The following is an 18,496-nucleotide window of genomic DNA, read 5'->3' as shown; positions in this document are numbered from 1 at the left end:
TTGACATCATTGTAGGCCGGCTCAGAAATCAAAAATAGCCGCGTTTGTTGTCAAACACGGCTATTTTGTCACACTTTATTAATTGGCGTTACAAAGCGTGAAAAATCTCAGCCGGAACTGGCATCATTTGCCGATAAATCGCAATCAACTCCGCCCGGCTCAACTCAAGATGGTCGCTGAGCACTTCAGCAAAGCTGATGTGCATCCGAGCCAGCAAATCGATCATAAAATCTTGTGTCGCAACGTCAGTGCCTTCGATGCTGCTGACGCGGCGCATGTCTTGGCTGAGATACGCAACGGCTTGGGCTTGGACATGCGCCCAACGCATCATCTTGATCAATTGACGGTGGGCCAGCAGCAAGTCAACGGTTAGCGGCGCAGCCTGTTCGCTTTGGCGAAAGGTCTGATCGGCTTGCTGAAGGAATCGATTGATCAAGCGGGCAATGGCGACTTCGATAATTTCGCCGCGGCTGTCGTAATGCCGGTAATAGGTTTGACGCGCCACCTTGGCAGTTTGACACAAGGTGCTAACGCTGATCGCGGCAAAAGGCTCGCCGGCTTCAAAATGTTGTTTCAGGGCGGCAAACAGTTTGTCTTGCGTGGCTTGCAGCCGCTTGTCAGGAGCTTTGTAATAGGCAACTGGGATGTGGATTTTACTCAAGATGGGCTCCTTTATCAACGGGATCAACTGCTGTTTTTATTATAAGCGCAATCGGCAATTGGCAGCCTTTATTTATTGCATCAGTTGCTGCTTGCGGTAGTTCAAAGGCGACGTGCCCATGTAGCGCTTGAATTCATGATGGAAGGTTTTGACACTTTGAAAGCCGCATGCTTCGGCGATTTCAGACATGGACGCATCGCTGTCGACTAAGCTGAAGCTGGCTTTCATCAGACGATAGTCCATCAAGAAGCTGCCGAAGGTGCTGCCGGTGTTCTTCTTGAAGAAGCGCGTGAAATATTGCGGATTGAACCCCACCACGCCGGCGATGTCAGCTAAGGTGATGGGCTGCGTGTAGTGGTTGTCGATGTAGTCGTAAATCGTGGTGAGCTGCTCTGCAATGGTTTGGGCTTGTAAGGCGTGATGATCAAGCAGCTGCAAAGGCGTCCCGGCGCTGGTCGGCAGCTGGTGCACGAAGGTGTCCAATAAGATGTACAATTCGCCGATGATCGTTGCGCGCCGCCCTGGATCGTTAGCCGCGGCAAATAACGCCGCCAGCTGAGCACTGACGGCTTCTTGCACGCTTTGCGGCCAAGCTTGGCTGCACTGGACGCGATGGGCCAAAGTCGCATTGATCGCCGCCAAAGACGTTTGCATCAGCTGGCAATCATACAGCGCCAAGTCAAATTGGAAAACGCGGCGCAAACTGTTAGGCGACGGCAGAAAATAATGCGGCTGGCCGCTGACAAAGAAGAAGATATCACCGGCATTCAAGGTAAAATTCTGCCCCGCCACGCCGATGCGCGTTTGATTGGTAATGGCTTGAATGATTTCAATGGCCTTGTGGCGATGCGGGTACACCGGCCCGTTGCCGTCATTGACAAAAGCCTTGAACTGCAGCGGTTCAGGCCATTGGGAAAGTTCGATATATGTTGCCATAGTTTCCTCCAAGAGAAGTCAATATTCGGGACAATCGTGTTTGCTCGCAGGGAAGAAAGCGCTGCCTGAATTCATTATACTGAAGCCGTTCCATAATGCTAGCTTATTGATACATAAGGAGGAGCAACTATGACTGTTCGGATCGGGATCATTGGCTGTGGCGGGATCGCCAACGGCAAACACTTGCCAGCGTTAAGCAAACTCGACGATGTGGCGCTGGTGGCTTTTTGTGATTTAATTCCAGAACGTGCCGAGAAGGCCTGCCGCCAGTACGGTACAGAGGATGCGACATGGTATACCGATTACCATGAATTGCTCAAGCAGCAACTGGATGTGGTGCATGTGCTGACGCCTAACGCCGCGCATGCGCCGCTAACCATCGCGGCATTAGAAGCCGGCTGTGATGTGATGTGCGAGAAGCCCATGGCCAAAACAGCCAAAGACGCCCAAGCGATGCTTGAGGCCGCTAAGCGCACCGGCCAATTGCTGACCATCGGCTATCAGAACCGTTTCCGCCGTGATTCACAATACTTGCATCAAGCGTGCGCAGACGGGGCGTTAGGCGATATTTATTTTGCCAAGGCGCATGCCATTCGCCGGCGTGCCGTGCCGACTTGGGGCGTTTTCTTAGACAAAGAAGCGCAAGGCGGCGGGCCTTTGATCGATATCGGTACCCATGCGCTGGATTTGACGTTGTGGATGATGGACAACTACGAACCGGCTTATGTCGTTGGTCAGACTTATCGGGAATTAGGCGATAACCCTAACAGTGCCAACGCTTGGGGCCCGTGGGATCCTAAGCAGTTTACCGTGGAAGATTCGGCGTTTGGCTATGTGGTGATGAATAATGGCGCCACTATTTTCCTGGAATCCAGCTGGGCGTTGAATTCCTTAGATGTCAAAGAAGCCAAGACCTCGCTTTATGGCTCCAAAGGCGGCGCCGACATGGATCACGGCTTGACGTTAAACGGCGAAGATCATCAAACCTTGTGGCAGAAGGAAATCGACTTATCCACTGGCGGTGTGGCCTTCTTTGAAGGCGCCGGGGCCGCTAGTGAAGCCGATGTTGAAGCGCGACAGTGGATCGATGCGGTTAAGACGCGCACCCAACCGGTGGTGCGGCCTGAACAAGCGCTGGTGGTCACGCAGATCCTGGAAGCCATTTACTTGTCAGCTAAAGAGAAACGGCCAGTATATCTTAAGGAGATCGGACAATGATCAAAGTCACAGTTTGGAATGAATTCCGCCATGAACAAAGCGAGCCTAAAGTCGCTGCGGTATACCCTGAAGGCATTCATGGTCAATTAGCCAGTTTCTTAGAGGCTTCTGATGTGCAGGTGCGCACCGCCACGCTGGATCAGCCGGATAACGGCTTGCCGCAAGCGATCCTGGATGATACTGATGTGTTGTTGTGGTGGGGGCATATGGCCCATGGGGATGTGCAAGATGCCACGGTAGAGCGGGTTTATCAGCGGGTGCTGGACGGCATGGGGCTGATCGTGCTGCACTCAGGGCATTTCTCAAAGATCTTTCGCAAGCTGATGGGCACCACTTGCAACTTGAAGTGGCGCGAAGACGGGCACCACGCCCGTATTTGGAATATTAAGCCCAGCCATCCGATCGCCGCGGGGATCGGTGATCACATCGAATTGGCTCAAGAAGAAATGTATGGCGAACAGTTTGATGTACCGACGCCAGATGACTTGATCTTCATCAGCTGGTTTCCTGGCGGGGAAGTCTTTCGCAGCGGCATGACATACCACCGCGGCAACGGCAAGATCTTCTACTTCCAACCAGGCCATGAAACTTATCGCAGCTACTACAACCCGCAAGTGCAGCGCGTGATCCAAAATGCTGTGCGCTGGTGTGCCCCAGATCACCCTAAAGCGCGCGTATTCGACCATTATGAGGCCTTAGAGCCTTTGGAGGATGAGTCATGAAAGCAGGATTGCAGCTTTATAGTATCGGCGAGGCAATGCGCCAAGACCCTTTAGCTGCCATCGCACAAGTCGGCGCGATGGGCTATCAAGGCGTGGAGTTTGCCGGGTATTTTGGCCAGTCGGCACAAGCAATGCGCCAAGCCGTCGAGCAGGCAGGCATGGTAACTTGCGGCAGCCACATTGGTTTAGACCAACTAACCGCTGATCTGCCGGCGGTGATGGCATACGAAGCTGAATTAGGCAACCGCAACATCATCGTGCCTTGGATGGCCTTTGACACGCTGGACGCTTGGTATGCGCAAATGGCCAAGTTGGAAGACATGGCTCAAACTTTGCATGCGCAAGGCTTCAACTTGATCTACCACAACCACGGCCATGAGCTGATGACTTTTGCCGGGGTGGATCTGTTAGATGAAATGACGCGCCGCACCCAACATGTGCAATTAGAAGTCGATGTCTATTGGCTTGCTTATGCTGGCAAAGACGTTTTGCCGTGGCTCAATGCCCATGCTGCGCGGATCGCCATGCTGCATATCAAAGACATGGCGCTGAATCAAGGCAGCCAAGAAAGCGTGATGCTTGGCACCGGGACCTTGCCGTTAAGCGATCATGTCACGTTTGCCCATGATCATGGCCTTGAGTGGCTGGTGGTGGAACAAGAAGCCTTCAGCCAAGCGACGCCAATGGCCGCGGCAGCAGAGAATGCGACGTTTTTGAATCAGTTGATACGGAGGATCGCAGAATGAAACTCGGTGTATTTACCCCAGTATTTAATGCGTTAACGTTTGATCAAATGTTGGATAAAGCCCAGTCTTTAGGGCTGCAGGCGTTAGAAATCGGTACCGGCGGCAATCCTGGCACTGCCCACTTAGATCCTGATGCGCTGTTGGCCAGTGCCGATTTGCGCCACGACTACTTAGCCAAGTTGGCCGATCATGGGTTGAGCATTTCGGCCTTTTCTTGTCACAACAATCCCATTTCACCAGAGCCTGAAGTCGCAGCTCTCGCCGATGACACCTTGCACAAAACGATCAAGCTGGCCAGTTTGATGAATGTGCCGGTGGTCAATGAGTTCTCCGGCGTGTCTGGCGGCAATGCGACAGACACCGCGGTAAACTGGCCGACGATCGCCTGGCCGACGGAATATCGTGATACTTTTGAATTTGAATGGGAAAAGCGCCTGATCCCGTATTGGCGCGGCATTAACCAAGACGCCACGGCAGCCGGCGTGAAAATCGGCATCGAATTGCACGGCGGCTTCTTGTGTCACACGCCTTACACCATGTTGAAGCTGCGCGATGCAACAGGGGATGCGATCGGCTGCAACTTGGATCCCAGCCACATGTGGTGGCAAGGCATCGATCCGGTGGCAGCCATTAAGATCTTAGGCCAAGCCGGGGCGCTGGTGCATTTTCACGCCAAAGACACTTACTTGGATCAAGACAACATCAACATGCACGGCTTGTTTGATATCCAGCCTTATGAAGACTTGACCCATCGCGCGTGGATCTTCCGCACCGTCGGCTATGGCCACGATTTGAAAACGTGGTCGGATATCATTTCGGCCCTGCGCATGTACGGCTATGATTATGTGGTGTCCATCGAACATGAAGACGCCTTGATGTCGGTGGATGAAGGGCTGCATCAAGCGGTGAAGAATCTGCGCTCGGTGATGATCGAAGAAAGTCCCGGCGCCGCTTGGTGGACCGGCGATACGATTTAGCGGAGGACATCATGAAAGAATTAACCATGGGTATTGTCGGCTACGGCGGAATGGGGTCGTATCACGCGTCAACATTGATTCCAGCCGCCGCACATATTCACCTCAAAGGCGCTTATGATATCGCGCCAGAGCGTCAACAAGCAATCGAGAATGACGGCTTTGTCGCTTATCCAACTTATGAAGCCTTACTGGCGGACCCTGATATCGATTTGGTGCTGGTGGCCACACCAAACGATCGCCACAAGCCGCTGGCGCTGCAAGCTTTGGCTGCAGGTAAGCATGTGATTTCTGAGAAGCCGGCGATGATGAGCCCAGAAGAATTAGCAGAGGTGTTGGACGCGGCTAAAATTGCCAACCGTGAATTCTTTGTGCATCAGAATCGCCGCTGGGATCCGGATTTTCGCGTGATTGCACAGATCCTGCAAGCACACACGATCGGTTCGGTGTTTCGCATTGAGTCGCGGGTGCATGGTGCCAACGGGATCCCAGGCGATTGGCGGCATTATGCCAAATACGGCGGCGGGATGATCCGCGATTGGGGCGTGCATCTGCTGGATCAGCTGTTATTCTTGATCGACAGCCCGATCTTAAAGGTGACGGCAGAAACCAGCCAGATCCTCGGGGATGATTGCGACGACGGCTTCACCGTGCGCTTGGATTATGCCAACGGGATCAGCGCGATTGCCGAAGTCGGCACCACCAACTTCATTTCCTTGCCGCGCTGGTACGTCAAAGGCACCACCGGCACCGCCCAGATCACTGATTGGGCACTGAACGGCCAGCAGGTGCTGGCAACTGGCGCTGAGGCTGCAGCACCGGCGCCGATCCAAGCGGGGGTGGGTTTGACCAAAACCATGGCGCCGCCTAGCGAAGCCGCAGTCAAACAAGCCCCGCTGCCAGCAGGCTTGCCGCTGGCGCAAAGCTTCTATGACAACGTGCATGATGTGATCACTGACCATGCGCCGCGCATCGTGAAGAATGCCGAAGTGATGCGGGTATTGAAGCTGATCAATGTGATTTATGAATCCGCAGCAACGCAGCAGACACTTGAGTTTGAAAGCAGCAAAATGTAACAAGATGGTAGCGATGGCAGATATGGCCATCGCTATTTTTGTTCCAGAGCGGAGCAAAGCGGGTTTAGGGCGGAGGGTAAGGCAGGATGACGTTTGGGCGTTCTTGGCCCAAGCGGCGTCATGACTTACACGCAAGCCCGTTGCTTTGCGCAGCTCGACGATGAAGTTGATGGGCCCGGCCCGGCGCGTTGCGGCACAGGGGCGCGGATTGGCGCAGGCTGCGCGGCCGGCTTCAACCGCGCTGAAGAGCGCGCGTTTTACGCCTAACTTTTGAGCTTTGCGCTCGCTGGCGCTCACCTTGCAAATCTCAAAAGTTGCCGGGTGTGGTGTCAGGCAAGCCTCGCAAACGGCTGCGCTGCGCTACGCCGCAAGTCTTGCCTGACACCGCACCTTTCGCGGCCTGACCGATCCGCACCCCTGCGCCGCAACGCGCCTACGGAAGTCGCAAAGGCGGCGAATGGTTGGATCGCGCATTGTCAAGCACAGCGAGGGTCTGCATTTGTTCTAACCAGCAATTCTATGCTCAGTGATCAACAGTCCTTTGGTTAAGGCATTAAGTGGCAACGGCGGTGGCGAATAGGTCACCGCTATTTTTATCGCTTGATGTCTCAGTGGTGCGTTTTCGTGGTACAACGCTTTTGCTTATTGGCTTGACCATGACACAGCAGCTGATGGTTACCTTTGGATAAACCAAGCCGGTATCTGCAGTTTATTCGTTCATCTTACAACTCATTATCCTGATGCCAACAATGTAGGACGGGTTTTGCGTAGGGGCGTGGGGGCAACAAGTCGGTCAGGCCGTGAAACGATCAGCACAACAAGCCAAGCGGGCTGTGCTTGGCTTGTTGTGCTGATCGCGGCAAGAATTGAGACAGGCAAGGTGAGCGCAGCGAGCGCCTGGCTCAATTCTTAGGTGGAAAACACGCGCCCCTCAGCGTGGTTGGAACCGGCCGCACTGCCTGCGCCGACTCGTTGCCCCCACGCGCCGAAGCAAAACCTGTCCGGACCCTACCGTTTCGCTTTGACTACGAAAAAAGCATCCTACACTCAAGCGTAGGATGCTTCCATATTCAACAGATTAAACTAATTGGATCGGGCCGTCGCCGTTGTTGCCATCATCAGTTGAATCATCAGCGTCATCGCCGGCGATCGTCACCGGTTCATCTGGCGTGTCTTCAACACCACTAGCAGGCTGCTTGGCTTGCGGCTTAATCGTTGGCTTATCCTTGGTGTCGTCGGCTTGGTCTTCTTCAACTGGGTCAAAGAGCAAGTGGCGCATCTTGGCAGTGATTTCGTCGAGCATGTCTGGGTGCTCGCGCAAGTAGTTCACCGCGTTAGGCGCACCTTGGCCAAGCCGTTCGTCGTTGTAGCTGTACCATGAACCGGACTTCTTGATCAGTTCGTGTTCGACTGCTAAGTTCAGCATATCGTCCACCGGTTCGATCCCGTGGCCGTAAGTCATGGTGGTTTCGACCTTCTTAAACGGCGGTGCGACCTTGTTCTTCACGACTTTGATCGTGGTGGTTTTGCCGATTGGGTCGTCTTCGCCGGCGACTTTAACTTGCTTGGTACCGCGGACTTCCAAGCGGATCGTCGCGTAGAACTTCAACGCGCGGCCGCCTGGGGTGGTTTCAGGGTTACCAAACATCACGCCGACCTTTTCACGGATCTGGTTGATGAAAATGACAATCGTTTGTGACTTGAAGATCTGGGCGGTGAGCTTACGCAAGGCTTGGCTCATCATCCGCGCTTGCAAGCCCACGAACTGGTCGCCGATTTCACCATCGATTTCGGCCTTCGGGGTGAGGGCGGCAACCGAGTCGACGACGACGATTTGCACAGCGCCTGATGAAACCAAGGCATCGGTGATCGCCAAGCCTTGTTCGCCGGTATCCGGTTGGGATAACAGCAATTCATCGATGTTGACGCCTAAGGCCTGCGCGTAGGTTGGATCCATCGCGTTTTCCGCGTCGACATAAGCGGCGATCCCGCCGTTCTTCTGGACTGAAGCGACCGCCTGCAAAGCGATAGTGGTTTTACCAGAAGATTCTGGGCCGTAGATCTCGACGATCCGGCCGCGTGGGAAGCCGCCGACGCCAAGTGCGGCGTCCAGCGACAGAATACCGCTGGAGATGACGTCGACGTTGGTTAAGGCCTTCTCGCCCATCCTCATAACGGCGCCGTCGCCGAATTCTTTGCTGATCTTCTTTAGCGCCTTGTCCAGCGCGGCTTGGCGTTCTGCGTCGTCAGTCAGTTCCTTGACGTTCTCACGCGAATTGGTGTTTTTAGCTGCCATGTTATCCCTCCTGGAATGAATGTCCTATGTCTATTATCGAACAAACGTTTCGTTAGCGCAAGCTTTTTCTACTTAATATCTGTATACGTCATAATTTTACCAGAAACATTTAACTCGGGAAAACGGCAACATTGTTTCACGTGAAACAGACGCAGAACTACTGAGCGGAGTGGGCGGCAAAATACGGCACGACGTCGTGCGCGACGAATTGCGCGAAGGTGGTTGGCGCGCGATGCAGCACCTGGCTTAAGGTATCAGTGGTGGTTTTGGCATTACCTAAGCGGGTGATCACATATAACATCACCATCACGTTGACGAATTCCTTGGCGATGCCGCGCTTGAGCATGGCCCGGCGAAACCGCAATAAGCCTGGTTTGGAGTAGGTGATCTCAAAGCCCAACTGCTGGGTCATGATCGCAGCCACTTGTTGGTAGGTCAAGGCTTGACTGCCAGTCAATGTCAGCGCTTGGCCGAGGTATTGAGGATCTTTAAGCACCACTTGGGCACACGCGGCGATGTCTTGGCAATCAATGAAGCTGGTTTTGGCGCTGCCAGCCGGAATGAACAAGTCGTGATGCTCAAGCAAGTCTTGGCCATGGGAGGTGATCAGATTCTGCATGAAGAAGCTGGGGCGCAAGAAGGTGTGCGGCAGATCAAGGTCAACGATCATTTTCTCGATTTTGCGGTGAGGCACCATCGGGTTCTTCTCAACGCCTTGCAGCGACACGAACACGACTTGGCGCAGGTGATGCAGCTGCACCGCCTTGAGAAACGGCAGCATATCGTGTTGCGGATCAGCCAGTTGCGGCGGCCGCACGAAGAACAGCTCATCGACTTCTGCCAGCGCCGGATTGAAGGTCGTTGGATCCAAGAAGTCAAAAGGCACCGTGTCCACGCCTAATGCATGCATAGCCGCAGTGGGGTGGTGATGGACGCCGGCGATAACGCTGACGTCAGGATCTTGTTGCAGTAATTGCACTAACGGCCAGCCAATGTTGCCAGTGCTGCCGAGGACCAATACTTTAGGCATGTTCGTGGCCTTCTTCCAATTGAGTGAGCAAATCCTGCAACTGAGCTTGTTGCGTAGGCGTCAACGCGGCGAGATAAGTCGCCGCAGTTTGTTGGGCGATTTGGGCGCATTGGGTATAAGTTTTGCGGCCTAATTCAGTCAGTTTCAACAGCGACGCGCGGCGATCAGAGGGCTTAGGCGACTTGCTGATCATTTTCTTGGCGACCAGGCGCGACACGATCCCAGACATGGTAGGCTTGTCCATATCCAAAGCCGCAGCTAATTCGGCGGCAGTGGCGCTGGTGGTGCGGGCCAAAGCAGCTAATAGGGCCCACTGGCTGACGGTAATGTTGCTGGTTTCTAAAGCATGCGTTTGCGCGGCTTTTAAGCGCTTGGCGTGATTGATCAATAAGTATCCGATATCGGGCATGATGAACTCCTTTAATAGCTTGGTTAGTGTACTAACTATATGGCTGGCGCATCACTTTCGTCAACCACAAAATCACCGCCATTTGCAGACGATGGCGGTCGATCCCAGTGATGGCGGGGCTTATCGCAATTGTTTCACGTGAAACAATTTGCGGGCGTGCTTTTTGTCAGGCACTGATATGGCTATTGTAACTGATATTACCGCTAATGGCGGTATCCGCCAGTGGCAAATTTACGCCGCACAATTGTGTTGCAGTATAACCAAACAAATGGCACCAGCTGCGCCTGAAGAGTCAGGGTAGCTGGTGCCATGATGTTAATGCGGGTATTGATCAAACGTTGACCGAAAGCAGCCTAACCAGGTACGAATGTGTAGGGAAGGGGTTCGTGGGGAAAACGTCGGTCAGGCGTAAAACGCGCGTTTCTCAGCGCGGTTGGCGCCGGCCGCACCGCCTGCGCCGACGTTTTCCCCGCGCCGCGCAGCAGCCTCTGCCCGGGCCGCGGCCCAAGTCGTTACCCAGCAGCCGTCAGCATGCGATATTGTGAATCATACAATTCGTAGTATTCGCCGCGCTTGGCCATTAACTCTTCGTGATTGCCGCTTTCTTGGATCTGACCATCATTGATCACCAAGATCCGATCGGCGTTTCTGATCGTCGACAAGCGGTGGGCAACGATGAAGTTGGTGCGCCCATGCAGCAGCTGTTCCAGTCCGGCTTGCAGCAAGACTTCGGTACGCGAGTCGATCGCCGCAGTCGCTTCATCTAAGATCAAGATCTTCGGATCTGCCAACAGCGTCCGGGCAATGGCAATCAGCTGGCGTTGGCCGGCAGACAAGGACACCCCGCGCTCTTGCACGACGGTATCATAACCGTCAGGCAGCTCTTTGATGAACTCATCGGCGCGCGCGACTCGGCTGGCTTCGAGGATCTCTTCTTTGGTGGCATCAAGTTTCCCATAGCGGATGTTGTCCAAGATGGTGCCAGAAAAGATGAAGGTGTCTTGTTGCATGACCCCCATTTGCTTGCGCAGGCTTTCGATGGTGACGCGGGAAATATCAACGCCATCGATCAAGATCTCGCCGCCATTCAAGTTGTAAAAGCGCGACAACAAGTTGATAATGGTCGATTTCCCAGCACCGGTGGGCCCGACTAAGGCGATGGTTTCACCGGCATGGGCGTGGAAGGAAACGTCTTTTAACGTCAGCGGCGCGTCTGGTTCATAGCGGAAGTCGACATGGTCGAACACCACGTCGCCGGTGATTGGCGGCAAGGTGATGGCATCTGGTGCGTCGACAACTTCCGGCTGCTCATCAAGTGTTTCAAAGATTCGCTCCAAGTAAGCCGTGGCAGTGATCAAGGAATTGTAGAAGTTACCAATATTGATGACTGGGTTCCAGAAGTTATTGATGTATCCCAGAAAGGCGATCAGCGTCCCAGTTGATACTGCTACGCCAAAATGCCGCACCCCGATCAAATAAATCAAAGCAGTCGTCAAGGTCGCAATATTTTGCACCCCAGGCCACAAGGCGAATTGGACGTAAATGGCGTGCATGTAACTGTGACGGTTCTGTTCGGCAACATCATCGAAAGTTTCCAAAGCATGGGCTTCTTGGGCGAAGCCTTGGGTGACTTTGATACCGGCGATGGATTCATGGATGTAGGCGTTGAGGTTGGACTGTTTGTTAGATAAGTCGCGGTAAGCTTCGTGCTGCTTATTTTTGATTACCCAGGTGTACCACATCAACACTGGAATCAAGATCATGGAATACAGCGTCAGCTTCCAGTTGATGGCAAACATGAAGACCAAGGTGACCACCAAGGAGATCATATCGGAAATCAAGTTGATCAAGCCGTTACTCAACAAATCAGACAAGGTGTTGATATAGTTAACCACCCGAATCAAGATCTTGCCATGCGGCCGCGAGTCAAAATACGAAAACGGCAGCACTTGCAGGTGTGTGAAAATATCCGTACGCATGTCCAGCAGCAAGTCTTGACCGATTTCGGTGATCGCGTAAATACGATAGCGCAAGCAGGCAAATGCCACCAACAGCGTCAAAACAAACACCGCCGACAGAATACTTAATTGGGCAAAATCATGATGAGGAATCGCTTGGTCAATGGCCACTTTGGTCAAATAAGGGCCGAGGATCACCGCGACGTTGCCTAACAAGATCGTGCTCAAAACGATCGCCACGCGCTTGCGGTAAGGCTTCAAGTACTTGGCTAGGCGTACATAATCGCGCCAGTTAAAGGACTCTTCATATTCTTCGTCTTCGTTAAACGTATTGCGTTTAGCCATTGAGCTCACCTCCGTTTCCAGCTACCGCGCCAACTTGGCGGCGGTAGGTTTCAGCATAATAGCCATTGGCTGCCAGCAGCTGATCATGGGTGCCGCGTTCAACGATGCGGCCATGGCGCAAGACGATGATTTGATCGGCATGGCGCAAACTGGAGATGCGGCTGGCGATAATGCAAACCGTTTTGTTAGCGGTGGTGGTGGTCAAACGCTGCTGGATCGCCGCTTCGGTTTCCATGTCCAAGGCGCTGGTGGTGTCATCAAGGATCAAGATCCGCGGGTCTTTCACCAGCGCGCGAGTCAAGGAGACACGCTGTTTCTGCCCGCCTGACAAGCCAACGCCGCGTTCGCCGACGATGGTGTCATAACCGTCAGGCATCGCTTCGATGAAGTCATCAGCGCGCGCGACGTCAGCCATTTGGCGAATTTTGGTTAAATCAGCGTTGTGGTCGCCATAGCTGATGTTGTCGGCGATGGTGTCAGAAAACAAGAACAAGTCTTGCATGACAATGGTGATTTGATCACGCAACGCTTGTACCGGCCAGTCGCGGCTGTCGCGGCCATCGATCAAGACGCGGCCATGCGTTGGGTCATAGAAGCGGGTGATCAAGTTCATCAACGTGGACTTGCCAGAACCGGTTTCGCCTAAGATCCCTAAGGTTTGACCAGGGGCCACATCGAAGTTGATATCTTCAAGCACCAGCACATCTGGGGCGTCTGCGTAGGCAAAGTCAACGTGTTCAAAGGTGATGCGGCCTTCGATGCGGTCGCCAGCGGCTTCAGGCTTGGCTTTGATCGCCGATTGGACGCCTAGCATCGAGCGGATCTTGATGGTCGCCGCAGAGAAGCGCTGGATATCATTGACCAGCCAGCCGCTCATACGCATCGGCTGGTTCAACATCCACAAGAACCCGTTGAACGTCACCAATTGGCCTAAACTCATGTTGCCATGAATCACTGAGATGCCGCCGATAAACAAGACTAACACGGATAACATCGACGCCAGAAAATCCAGCGGCGGCAGGTATTTCTGCGAAACATGCGCAGAATCCATGTTGCGCTTCTTGTAATCGGCGTTGTGTTGTTCAAACTTCTGAATTTCGAATTGTTCGCGGGCAAAAGCACGTACCACGCGGTTACCAGAGATGTTCTCTTCAACCATGTCGTTAAGCCGCGCAAAGCTTTGCCGGATCTCGAAGAACAGCGGATGGGCTTCGGCGCTCATGCGCATGGTGATGATCGCGATTAATGGCGTCAGCACCACCAGCGCCAAGGTCAAGCGCCAGTTGATGACCCCCATGACGATGACGGCAGTGAAGAACCACAAGATACATTCCACGACGTTATATGACACCCATGCCAGCATGTGCCGGATGGCGTCGGTATCGCCGGTCATGCGCGCCATGATGTCGCCGGTGCGCACCGTGTTAAAGAAGTGAAAGTCCAAACTTTGCAGCTTGGTGAATAAATCATGGCGAATATCATACAAAACATTCTGCGCCACTTGTTCGCAAGTCACCTGATAAGTGTAGCGAACCAAGGTGCGCAACAAGGTAACCCCGATCATTGCAATCAGCAGCGGCATCAGACGGTCGGTGTGGCCTTGGATGATCACTTGATCCACGATCATCCCCCCGGCCAACGGTGTGACGATGGTCCCCAGCGCGCTAACGATGATCAAGATCACGACTAGCACCAAGCGCGACTTGTCGTGCTTGGCATATTGCCAGACCCATTGATACGGATTCATGATATGTCTCCTCCAAGAAACGATAATGGCAAGTGCGCCTGCCGTGTCGTGTCGACCCAACGCAGCACGGCGCACTTAAGTTCTCAATAGCGTTATTATGGGCGAAGCAGGAAATAGTTGAATGGATTATTTTGCTTGCTTCCATGGTGAATTTTGATAGACTGGACTGTGGTAAGGCTTACATTAATGGGGTGGGTAACAATGCTTGATCTCAAAGGTTTCACACCAGAAGTGCTCTACACGTTCCCGAATTGGATGATCAAACCGGGGCATGGGATCTATCACGATCATGATTTCATCGAGATTTCCAACATCTTGGAAGGCTCCGTCGATTATCGCATTGAAGATCAATATGTCCATTTGCATGCCGGGCAGATCTTGGTGTTTAACCCAGGCGTCCATCATGCCGAAAGCCAGCCGGCCAATACCAAAAGCTTGCAGCTGCACATCGGCTTTCGCGGCATCGCGCTGCCAGGGATGTTGCCGGATCATTTGCCTTTTGCCGACAGCGTGGTGGATCTGGGGGTCCAACATGATGCGTATATCGCTTGTGCCAGGCGGATCGTTGATGAAGCCGAGCGCCGCGATGCATTCGGCCACCGCTTGTTGATCCAAGCGCGGGTGGTGGAGCTGTTGTGCTTGTTGATGCGGGCGCTGCCGGATAATGCGGTGAGTGTCGACGCTCCGGTGCAAAAAGACGACGTGGACACCAGCACCGCCAAGCTGGCTTTGGTTAGCACCGCGGTGTATTATTTGGAGTCGCATTACGATGAAGAAGTGGCGCTGACGGATCTGGCGGATTACTTGAATGTTTCTGCGGCGCACTTGTCGCGGACGTTCAAGGCGGTGCGCGGGGAAACCATCACCAGCTTCTTGACGCGGCTGCGGATGGATAAGGCCAGCCAGATCTTGCGCGATACCGATATGCCGGTGAATAAAGTGGCACATGCAGTGGGCTATCAAGATCCGTTCTACTTCAGTAAGTTGTTCAAGCGGTATTTCGGCTCGGCACCGTCAGTTAAACAAGAATAAGGCTGAGCCAGCAAGCGGTTTTAGCCAGTCACACAAGCGGCTATCTCTCGTGCATTCGTTCTTTGAATGTGCGGGGGATAGCCGTTTGCGTTGCTTGGCGTTGCTTGCTGGCTCGTGACTAGGAAGCGGCCGGACAGGAGCGGCTTCGCGTCTTGGGGAAAGCGCCGGGCGCAGGCGGTGCGGCCGGCGCCAAACGCGCTGAAGTGCGCGCGTTTTCTGCCTAAGAATTGAGCCAGGCGCTCGCTTCGCTCACCTGCCTGTCTCCATTCTTGCCGCGATCAGCGCAGTAAGCCCAGCACAACCCGCTGGTCTCACTGCGCTGATCGTTTCACGGCCGGACCCGACGCTTTCCCCAAGACGCTACGCCACTCCTATCCTACATTGGATGAATCAGTTGATAAACTAATTGATGTGAAGCGGGTTTGGAAGCGACGTAGGCGATGATGACTAATACTAACATGCTTGTTGAATGGAGCCTTTTAAATTTGTGTACCGAAAAGGGCAAAGTAATATCATTGTCAATCATTAGGATGGCGGTATTTAGAAGGCGTGACGCCGACTGCTTGCGTGAAGCGGCGGCTGAGGTAGTTGCCGCTGGGATAGCCGATGCGATGGGCGATTGCGTCGATGGTCAAATCGGTGCTGATCAACAACGCCTTAGCTTGCGTCAGGCGGATCCTCAGCAGTGCGGCGTCAGGGGTTTCATGGTTGACGGCGCGCATGCAGCGGGTAATGTAGCCGGCTGAATAATTCAAGGCGGCGCTTAAGGTTTGATAGGTGACGGCCTGGCGATAATGAGTTTCCAAGTAGCGACTGGCCGCTGCGGCGACGGCTTGGGTAGCGGATAGTGGGCGCTTCTGGGTGAGCAGCAACAACAGTTCATGAAAGCGGATCTGAGCTTTGAGCCGGGCGCGCACATCGCTGCGGATACACAAAGCCGTCAACTCTTCCAACAGCTGGGCCGCGTCTGGCAAGGCGATCGGCTGGTATTGCGGCAGCGTCAACAAGGTGTCAGGCGGTGAATAGAGATCAGGCATCGTCGTCGGGGCTTGATCAGTTGCGATGTGCCAAGTTGCTGCCGGAGTGAAATGCAGCCAATAGAAATGTGTCAGTTGGGTCACCGGCAGCCCGCCATGTTCCCCAGTCGGCGGCAGCAGCAGGCTTTGGCCCGCCTTGACGGCAAAAGCAACGCCTTGGACCACCATTGGCAAGCAGCCGTCAGTCACCACCAGCAAGTCAAAAACGCCCAGGTCATGGCGATGAACGTGAGTGTCGCCTACTGGGTAAGTAGCTTGCCCGGCGTAAATAAAAATCGGCAAGGCTGAGCTGGTAAAGGTAAATTGGGTCATTTTGTCACCTCCAATAAAGGTTCATATCAGGCAGATTATAGGTGATATCTGCCAGTGATTCCAGTGTGATGATTGCTTATACTGACTGTGAAATTCAGTTAGAAAGATGGTGTGTGATGATGACAGCAGGTTTACATATGGCCATGCAAGAGCTGCCTTTAGGCGCGATCAAACCGCGCGGGTGGCTGCTGGATCAGTTGAAGATCCAAGCGCAAGGCTTAAGCGGACAATTATATGAACATTGGGCAGATGTTGGCCCTGATAGCGGCTGGTTAGGCAATTCAGGCGAAGATTGGGAACGCGGACCGTATTACTTAGACGGTTTGTTGCCGCTGGCTTATTTGCTTGATGACGCCAAGCTTAAAGCGCGGGCGCAGCGTTTTGTTGAGTGGAGTTTGAACAGTCAAACCGAAGATGGCAACTTCGGTCCGCAAACCAATCTTGATTGGTGGCCGCGGATGGTGATGTTAAAGGTGCTGATCCAATACGCGCAAGCCACGCAAGATCCGCGAGTGGTGCCGTTTATGCAGAAATACTTTGCCTATCAGCTGGCCAACTTGCCTAAGCGTCCGCTGAAAGATTGGGGTGAGGCGCGCGGCGGCGAGAATGTGCTGAGTGTGCTGTGGCTGTATGAGCAGACCCATGAAGCGTGGCTGGTGGATTTGATGCACTTGCTTGAAGCGCAGACGCTGGATTGGGCGGCGACGTTTAAGCATTGGCCATTCACGCGTTATGTTGACAGTTGGGATCATCGCAGTCACGTGGTCAATGTGGCGATGGCGTTGAAATATCTCGGCCAAGATGCCGTGTTAGGCGATGAGGCACAAGGCCGCGCCTTGTTGCAGCAGGCTATGGCTGAGCTTGATCAATATCACGGCCAGCTCAACGGGATGTTCACCGGTGATGAGTGGCTGGCAGGCACGGAGCCTTCGCAAGGCACCGAGTTGTGCGCGGTGGTGGAGCTGCTATATTCGTTGGAGAATCTCTTGCAGACGCTAGGGGATGCCGAATTTGGCGATCGCTTCGAGCTGATCGCTTATAACGCCTTGCCGGCAGCGATCGCGCCGGATTGGGGTTCACATCAATATGATCAACAAGTTAACCAAGTGATGTGCACCTATGCCAAGCGCAACTGGACGCAAAATGGTCCCGACGCCAACTTGTTTGGCCTTGAGCCGCATTTTGGCTGCTGCACTGCCAACATGCACCAAGGCTGGCCTAAGGTGGCCACGCATCTGTGGCTGCAGTCAAAAACTCGGGGGCTGACGGCAATTTCTTATGCGCCATGCGAAGTTGTTGCAGGCGCTTTGCAGGTGACGGTGTCAGGTGATTATCCGTTCAAGAATCAATGCACCATCCGCGTGCAAGGCGACGGCTCAATGCAGCGCCTCAGCTTGCGCATCCCGGCTTGGGCTGATCAGGTGGTGGCAACAATCGATGGCGCACCGCTGGCTTTGCAGGTGAACGACGGCTATGCGCAACTTGATGAAGCTTGGGTCGACAACACGCTGACGCTGGCTTTTGAAACCAGTGTGCGCTATCTCCACCGCCCACAGAATGCCGTGGGGATCCGTTATGGCGCGTTGTTGTTTGCTTTGCCAATCAAAGCCGAGTGGGTGTTGCATGGCCAACACGATACTCTCAAAGATTGGGAGCTTTGGCCGCACAGCCGCTGGCAATACGGCGTGATCCCACAAGATGCCACGGTGCAAACTGCGTCGGTAGCGACGCAGCCATTTGATGTTGCGCAGCCCCCAGTGACAGTAACAATCACCGGCAAGCCCTTGCTGGATTGGGGGCTGGCGAATGATTCTGCCGCCCAGCCGCCGCTTGGACCGGTGGCGACTAGCGAGCCTGCAGAAACGCTGACGCTGGTGCCGTATGGAGCGGCCAAGCTGCGGATTGCCGAGTTGCCGACAGTGGAATAATAAGGCGAAGCCAGCCCATAACAGAAGCGCCTATGCGCTGCGATTCAGAGTCGAATCGCGGGGCATTGG

General features: G+C 53.9%; 15 protein-coding genes. 7 read left to right on the top strand and 8 right to left on the bottom strand.

What is annotated here, in order from left to right:
* Window positions 1-88: 88 nt before the first annotated feature.
* Both ACGG90_RS02705 and ACGG90_RS02700 read right to left on the bottom strand, forming a co-directional pair.
* Window positions 89-661 carry a hypothetical protein gene (locus ACGG90_RS02705; RefSeq protein ID WP_390405535.1) on the bottom strand — a complete coding sequence of 191 codons (573 nt, stop codon included), beginning with the start codon at window positions 659-661 and terminating at the stop codon, window positions 89-91.
* 72 nt (window positions 662-733) lie between these two features.
* Window positions 734-1,597: an AraC family transcriptional regulator gene (locus ACGG90_RS02700; protein WP_390405533.1), complete on the bottom strand. Its 864-nt coding sequence runs from the start codon at window positions 1,595-1,597 to the stop codon at window positions 734-736.
* A gap of 129 nt (window positions 1,598-1,726) precedes the next feature.
* On the opposite strand from ACGG90_RS02700, the gene ACGG90_RS02695 reads away from it, so the two are divergent.
* From ACGG90_RS02695 to ACGG90_RS02675, 5 genes are read left to right on the top strand one after another with little or no spacing between them, the layout of a single operon-like run.
* Complete coding sequence (locus tag ACGG90_RS02695; RefSeq protein WP_390405531.1) at window positions 1,727-2,815, top strand: Gfo/Idh/MocA family protein; 1,089 nt, start codon at window positions 1,727-1,729, stop codon at window positions 2,813-2,815.
* On the top strand, window positions 2,812-3,537 hold the full coding sequence (locus ACGG90_RS02690; RefSeq protein WP_390405529.1) for a ThuA domain-containing protein: 726 nt from the start codon (window positions 2,812-2,814) through the stop codon (window positions 3,535-3,537). Before ACGG90_RS02695 ends, ACGG90_RS02690 begins: the two co-directional genes overlap by 4 nt.
* Window positions 3,534-4,283 (top strand): sugar phosphate isomerase/epimerase family protein, encoded by a 750-nt coding sequence (locus ACGG90_RS02685; RefSeq protein WP_390405526.1) that lies wholly within the window; start codon window positions 3,534-3,536, stop codon window positions 4,281-4,283. Before ACGG90_RS02690 ends, ACGG90_RS02685 begins: the two co-directional genes overlap by 4 nt.
* Window positions 4,280-5,260 carry a sugar phosphate isomerase/epimerase family protein gene (locus tag ACGG90_RS02680; protein ID WP_390405524.1) on the top strand — a complete coding sequence of 327 codons (981 nt, stop codon included), beginning with the start codon at window positions 4,280-4,282 and terminating at the stop codon, window positions 5,258-5,260. The genes ACGG90_RS02685 and ACGG90_RS02680 overlap by 4 nt, the downstream gene beginning before the upstream one ends.
* An 11-nt stretch (window positions 5,261-5,271) precedes the next feature.
* Window positions 5,272-6,333 carry a Gfo/Idh/MocA family oxidoreductase gene (locus ACGG90_RS02675; RefSeq protein WP_390405521.1) on the top strand — a complete coding sequence of 354 codons (1,062 nt, stop codon included), beginning with the start codon at window positions 5,272-5,274 and terminating at the stop codon, window positions 6,331-6,333.
* A gap of 1,078 nt (window positions 6,334-7,411) precedes the next feature.
* Here ACGG90_RS02675 and recA read toward each other — a convergent pair.
* From recA to ACGG90_RS02650, 5 genes are all read right to left on the bottom strand, one after another.
* Window positions 7,412-8,629, bottom strand: a complete 1,218-nt coding sequence (gene recA / locus ACGG90_RS02670) for a recombinase RecA (RefSeq protein ID WP_390405518.1) — start codon at window positions 8,627-8,629, stop codon at window positions 7,412-7,414.
* Window positions 8,630-8,786: 157 nt separating this feature from the next.
* Window positions 8,787-9,659 carry an NmrA family NAD(P)-binding protein gene (locus tag ACGG90_RS02665; RefSeq protein ID WP_390405515.1) on the bottom strand — a complete coding sequence of 291 codons (873 nt, stop codon included), beginning with the start codon at window positions 9,657-9,659 and terminating at the stop codon, window positions 8,787-8,789.
* Window positions 9,652-10,068 (bottom strand): MarR family winged helix-turn-helix transcriptional regulator, encoded by a 417-nt coding sequence (locus ACGG90_RS02660; RefSeq protein WP_390405513.1) that lies wholly within the window; start codon window positions 10,066-10,068, stop codon window positions 9,652-9,654. The genes ACGG90_RS02665 and ACGG90_RS02660 overlap by 8 nt, the downstream gene beginning before the upstream one ends.
* A 512-nt stretch (window positions 10,069-10,580) precedes the next feature.
* Complete coding sequence (locus ACGG90_RS02655) at window positions 10,581-12,371, bottom strand: ABC transporter ATP-binding protein (RefSeq protein ID WP_390405511.1); 1,791 nt, start codon at window positions 12,369-12,371, stop codon at window positions 10,581-10,583.
* Entirely contained in the window at window positions 12,364-14,118 is a 1,755-nt protein-coding gene (locus ACGG90_RS02650) for an ABC transporter ATP-binding protein (RefSeq protein ID WP_390405508.1), read from the bottom strand. The genes ACGG90_RS02655 and ACGG90_RS02650 overlap by 8 nt, the downstream gene beginning before the upstream one ends.
* Before the next feature lie 201 nt (window positions 14,119-14,319).
* Between ACGG90_RS02650 and ACGG90_RS02645 the strand changes: the two genes are divergently transcribed.
* Window positions 14,320-15,150: a helix-turn-helix transcriptional regulator gene (locus ACGG90_RS02645; RefSeq protein ID WP_390405505.1), complete on the top strand. Its 831-nt coding sequence runs from the start codon at window positions 14,320-14,322 to the stop codon at window positions 15,148-15,150.
* A gap of 518 nt (window positions 15,151-15,668) precedes the next feature.
* Here ACGG90_RS02645 and ACGG90_RS02640 read toward each other — a convergent pair.
* Window positions 15,669-16,499 (bottom strand): helix-turn-helix transcriptional regulator, encoded by an 831-nt coding sequence (locus ACGG90_RS02640; protein WP_390405502.1) that lies wholly within the window; start codon window positions 16,497-16,499, stop codon window positions 15,669-15,671.
* A gap of 116 nt (window positions 16,500-16,615) precedes the next feature.
* On the opposite strand from ACGG90_RS02640, the gene ACGG90_RS02635 reads away from it, so the two are divergent.
* Window positions 16,616-18,427, top strand: coding sequence for a beta-L-arabinofuranosidase domain-containing protein (locus ACGG90_RS02635; RefSeq protein ID WP_390405843.1), 1,812 nt, complete (start codon window positions 16,616-16,618; stop codon window positions 18,425-18,427).
* The last annotated feature ends 69 nt before the right edge of the window (window positions 18,428-18,496 follow it).

This window comes from Lacticaseibacillus jixiensis (genome assembly GCF_042847315.1).
GTDB lineage: Bacteria > Bacillota > Bacilli > Lactobacillales > Lactobacillaceae > Lacticaseibacillus > Lacticaseibacillus jixiensis.
The sequence above is the reverse complement of the archived record's forward strand: the minus strand, read 5'-3'. Positions and strand labels throughout refer to the sequence as shown.